General features: G+C 30.0%; 4 protein-coding genes and 1 pseudogene. All 5 read right to left on the minus strand.

Annotated elements, in window-relative coordinates; genetic code table 11:
• Nucleotides 1-223: 223 nt before the first annotated feature.
• Entirely contained in the window at nt 224-817 is a 594-nt protein-coding gene (locus tag V5787_RS07305) for a PhnA domain-containing protein (RefSeq protein WP_336892600.1), read from the minus strand.
• A gap of 79 nt (nt 818-896) precedes the next feature.
• Nucleotides 897-2,384 (minus strand): YfcC family protein, encoded by a 1,488-nt coding sequence (locus V5787_RS07310; protein ID WP_336892601.1) that lies wholly within the window; start codon nt 2,382-2,384, stop codon nt 897-899.
• A gap of 1 nt (nt 2,385) precedes the next feature.
• Nucleotides 2,386-3,315: a hypothetical protein gene (locus V5787_RS07315; RefSeq protein WP_336892602.1), complete on the minus strand. Its 930-nt coding sequence runs from the start codon at nt 3,313-3,315 to the stop codon at nt 2,386-2,388.
• 261 nt (nt 3,316-3,576) lie between these two features.
• Nucleotides 3,577-4,332: a DeoR/GlpR family DNA-binding transcription regulator gene (locus V5787_RS07320; protein ID WP_336892603.1), complete on the minus strand. Its 756-nt coding sequence runs from the start codon at nt 4,330-4,332 to the stop codon at nt 3,577-3,579.
• 909 nt (nt 4,333-5,241) lie between these two features.
• Nucleotides 5,242-5,422: pseudogene (locus tag V5787_RS07325) on the minus strand (IS30 family transposase); the annotation flags it as partial.

Below are 5,422 nucleotides of genomic sequence, written 5' to 3' on the forward strand. Positions count from 1 at the left end.
TCTCCTCGATTTATCATTTTTATGGCATCCCTTCGTATAATTTCTCTTTCTTGATCGGACACGCTTCGTAAGTCTGTTTTTTCCATAAATAAAGATACAAAAAAATATATTAATTAAAGAACTATTGGTTCTGAGTTAATACAAAACCTTTTTAACATTTAAATTGGTGTAAAAAGGCTATCCAATGCAATGGATAGCCTTTTTTATAATAGAAGTTGTTTTTCTATTCTTTTGGAAAAGATTTCTTCACAAATTTTGTGAGAATTACAAGATGTACACCATTTATTCTCCCTTCAATATGTTCAGCATTGTCATAAGTTAGAGAGATATTTCTCACAGCCGTTCCTCTTTTAGCAGTGAAATTACCACCTCCTTTTACATCTAAATCTTGCGTTAAAGTAATTGTATCACCATTACTTAAAAGTGCTCCATTGCAATCTTTATGAATAATTTTTTCATCTTCACTTATTCCTTCACCTGTAACTTCAGCATATTTTAGTACATCAGGTTCTAAATACAACATATCCAATAAATCTTGTGGCCATCCTTCATTTTTTAAACGATTTAATATACGCCAAGCAATTACTTTTACGCCATCAAATTCACTCCACATACTGTCATTTAAACAACGCCAATGGTTAGCATCTGTTTTTTCTGAATTATCAATCTGATCACTACAAGTAAAACACGCCAATAGGTTCTCATCAATACCACCCGTATTCATAGGTTTAATTTGATAAGGTTTTAAATCTTTGTCTGAACCACATAATTCACATTTAGATCCACTACGTATTTCTAATTCAGTTTGTATACTCATGAATATTATTTTAAATTTTAATTTTTTAGAAAGAACAAACTTACAGTTTTATTAAGAGAATTACCATATTATTAAGCGATTAAAATACTATAGAAAAACTTGTAATCAAGATTACAAGAATAAATAATATCCCGACAAGCGGCAAAACAAATCGTAACCACTTGTCAAAACTAACATTTACAATGGCAAGAGTTGCCAGAATGAGTCCCGTAGGGTTGATAAAAGAAAATAGTCCCATACCGTACAAATAACAATTCACAATAATTTCTCTCCCGAAACCTATAGTATCCGCTAATGGAGCAATTACAGGTATCGTTAACACTGCCATTCCAGATGAAGATGGTATAAAAAAGGAAAGTCCACCATAAATAACAACTAATAAATTCGCAAACAAACCTTTATTCATTCCCGACGTTAATTCACTCGTATAATACAAAACGGTATTGCTAATCATACCATCGTCCATAAGAATTGAAATTCCTCTTGCGATACCTATAATAATAGCAACACCCAATAAGTCACTCGCTCCCAAAATAAAAGTATTGACAAATGTTTTCTCTCGTATTCCTCCAATAATTCCTATCAATATTGCACCGACAAAAAACACAGTAGTCATTTCTAAAAACCACCAGTTCAATTGAGAAACACCATAAATCATTAATACAAAACAATTTATAAACACAAATAATATTATTTTCAATTGAACAGTAAGTTTTATCTTTTTAGTTTTTTTAAACCTTGTCTCGATGGCTTTTTTTTGTCCAAAAATTAATGATTTAGAAGGATTATTTTGAACCATTTTTGCATATCGAATAATATAGAGGATACAAATTGCTAAGGAAATTACAAGAAATATCATCCTTTGCTCAATACCTGTTGTCCAGTTAATTCCAGCAGCATCGGAAGCAATAATGGTGCTAAAGGGATTTGTAGTAGAAAACATAGTTCCTACCGAAGAACCTATATAAACAGAAGCTAAGGCAACAATGGCGTCATATTTTGCGGCTAAAAATATGGGAATTAATATGGGATAAAAAGCGATTGTTTCTTCTGCCAATCCAAATGTTGTTCCTCCTAAAGCAATGGTTGTTGTGGTTACTATAATCAATAAATATTCTTTTCCTTTCAGCTTTTCTCCTAACCAGAAAATCCCTGCATCAAAAGCACCTGTTTTATTCATTATTGCTATCAATCCTCCAATAATCAAAACCAAAAATATAATATCAGAAGCTGCAACAATTCCTTTAATAGGGGCTTGAAAAAAAGAAATTATGCCTTGAGGTTTGGACGTTAGTTTTTGATAAGAATTAGGTATTGTGATAGGTTTCCAAATTGCTCCAGAAGTGAATTTTTCTAATGGAATTGAAATAAGTAAAGAGTCCAATGTTTCTTGGGTCGCTTTTAAATTTGTGGATATCTCAAGGTTCTTGTGAATGATTAATTTTTGAGTAGTGTCATAAGTGATTGTTTGGTAGGCACCTGCAGGAATTAACCAAGTAAGTAATGCTACAAAAGCACAAATGAGAAGTAAGAAAGTAGGAGCGGAGGGGATTTTAAATTTCTTCATGTTAAAAACTCAATTTAAACCTCCGACAAATACCATTTCCAATATTTTGGAAACTACGAGTGCCAAACTCTTGCCAAAAGAACTGTCCAATAATATCCAAATCTAAATTATTCATGACGCTAAAGGTAGCCAATGGAGTAATGGTTAAACAGCGTATACCGAAATTGTATACATTTATTAATGAGCTCGAAAAAATAGGACTTCCCATATACGAGGCAGACTCCATAATAGTATGTTTTGCAGGAATTGGGTACTCTGTATTTGGACTATTAAAAATAGAATTTTCAGTATCACTTAATTTATTTGAACCAGAAGAATTGTATAGATAATTCATCGTCAAATAATTTCTGTTTTTTAATGAATAATCCAAACTTGTAGAAAAAGAGGTGTTCATAGAACCATTAGAATCACAAGGTTTAAAAAAGATAAGCTTTCCTTTAAATACCATGTTTTTGATACTTCCTTCCCTATCTTTACATACAGATGTTTTCCTGTAAAATTTACCCATTAAGAATTGAAAATCGTAATTTAGTCTGTTGAATTTGTACAATGCTGAAATAACACCTGTTTTCCAATCATCAGTAAATTTAGAGGCAATATCAAAACTAGATATATAATTAGGTAAATATGTGATTCTAACAGCATCTTCCCGTTCTTCGTAATCAAAATTGTAAATATTAAAATGATCGTTCAGGTTCCATGTAGTATTGATTCCCCAGTTGTTCTTTTGTCGACCGGCTCTAAATTGCATTTTTTCATTTGTATATAGATAATAAGCACGATTAATAATTGTACTCATTATCACATTACTATTTCTTACGATTAAAAATTCAAAAGGTAAAACACCGTTGTGTTCATTAATGAGTTCGTCATAATTTGGAATTGATTTCACGGTAGTACTATAGAAAATTCTACAAGCAGTGTATTTCATTTTTTGAGAGATAAGCTATTTAATCAGTCCTAGACTCAGTCCCTAATGGATGAGCAACTTATACCATTTTTAATATTTAAATGACGCATTAAATTCGTTTAATTTATATTTTATACAAAAACAAAACCGTAGAGCAGTTATGCTACTGTTTTTATTGCTTATCTGAATAAAAAACATTCAAAATTATTATTATAATGTCATTTAAAAATTAAATTGGTATTAAATCAAAGACTGACATAAAAATGAAGGTCTTTGATGGTTTTATAATATTTCAATATTTTTATGGTGATATTCTTTTAATAGTTTATCGTCAGGTGAAAGTTCCGTTACAAGAGATGTAAGACAATTTATATTACAAATTTTAAATTTATTATGGGTGTTCAATTTTTCCGATATAGTCAATGAAACCAGTTTTTTAGAAGCTTTAATCATTGCTTTTTTCATTTGTGTTATTTCCCAATCAATAGCAGTAATTCCTTCATTTACATCAATCCATCCAGTACCTAGAAAACAGATATCTGCTTTAATTTCAGATAAAATAAAAATAGAGCTAGCACCTGTTGCCAATTGTGAGCTTCGTGATAATTTTCCGCCAATAAATATAACCTCATCGTTTTCTGATACATTATTTAATAGTTCAATTGCCATCGGTAAGCTTGGTGTAAAAAATGTGAGATTCATGTTTTTAGGAATCAATTTAGCAAGCTCAATATTGGTAGATCCACCACTAATTAAAACAACATCTCCGTTTTTTAATAGCGAAACACCTTTTTTAGCAATGACTGTTTTGTTTTCTAGTTCATAGATTTCCCTGTTTCTACCAGAGTAAATGTTAAATCCATTTGACACAGCTCCTCCATGCACTTTTCTAAGACTTTTCACATCGTCCAATTCTTTTATATCTCTACGAACAGTATCCATTGAAACATTTAATATTACTGCTAAATCAGTTAATAAAACTCTATTATGAATGTTAATTTCATTTAAAATAATTTGAAGACGTTGCTGTTTTTTCAAGAAATGATTTTTAGAGATTACAATATTATAAAAAAGAGCATGAATTCCAATCTTATAATATTAGTGCAGTAAATATAGGCAAAAAATTAATGTTTTGACTTTTAATTGTATATATAGAGAAATTTATGCGATAAAATATTGCAAAATAAATGTTTTGTTCTATCTTTAATGAAATGATTAACCTCTACTTTCAAATAAAAATTATTATTAACACTACTGATGTTGTTTTTACTCAAGGTATTTGCGCAATCTAAAACCATTTCAGGAACAGTTACCGAGAAATGTATTGGTCCAACATTACTAGGTGTATTTATTGAAAGAACCTCAGTTGGAGGTGTAAACGATTTTGTAGGAATATATTCCTTTGAAATATATAATTTCACAGGCAAAATATTAGTGTTTAGTTTTGTTATATTAAAACAGTTAAAGAAGCTCTTGCAGTTGCAATGAGAGTACTTGTTATTGGAGTATACTGATCAAAGTGAGACGAATTTCCTTTTGATTTTCTTCTTAATACAAGAAGTTTAGGAAAGTTGAAATAGGGTATATCCATGAGTAAATTAAGAGCATTGTTTTGTTTTAGAACGAGTAGTTTTGATTAGTGAATGTCTAGAAAAAAAATGCATTCTTTTTTCTTGTATGGATACATATTTCTAAAAAGACACACTCCTATAAAATAAGCGTTGAATAGTTGCTTGATATGTTAATTATTTACGTATAAGATTGATTTACAATTTAATAACATAAAAAAACTGGTTCTGTCATAGAATTACATGTTATAATCAACAACCTTGACTTTTTTCGAGTGATTCTTTTGGATATTCCTTTAATTTTCACAACTTAGTAATTCAAATATAACTCAGAAAACTAATTCAAACTTCTCTTTGAAACATTTAAAATTTATGATTTTTATTTTCTCAATATGCATCTAGGTTGGCTTGAATCCAAGCTATTATTTAGTTTCTCTTGAACTATTTTTAGTTCTTTTTCGGTAACCTTACCGAAGTCTGTTCCTTTTGGGAAAAAGCGTCTAATTAGTCCGTTCGTATTTTCATTAGTTCCTCTTTCCCAAGAAGAATAAGGGTGGGCA

Source organism: Flavicella sp., from assembly GCF_037132785.1.
Lineage (GTDB): Bacteria > Bacteroidota > Bacteroidia > Flavobacteriales > Flavobacteriaceae > Flavicella.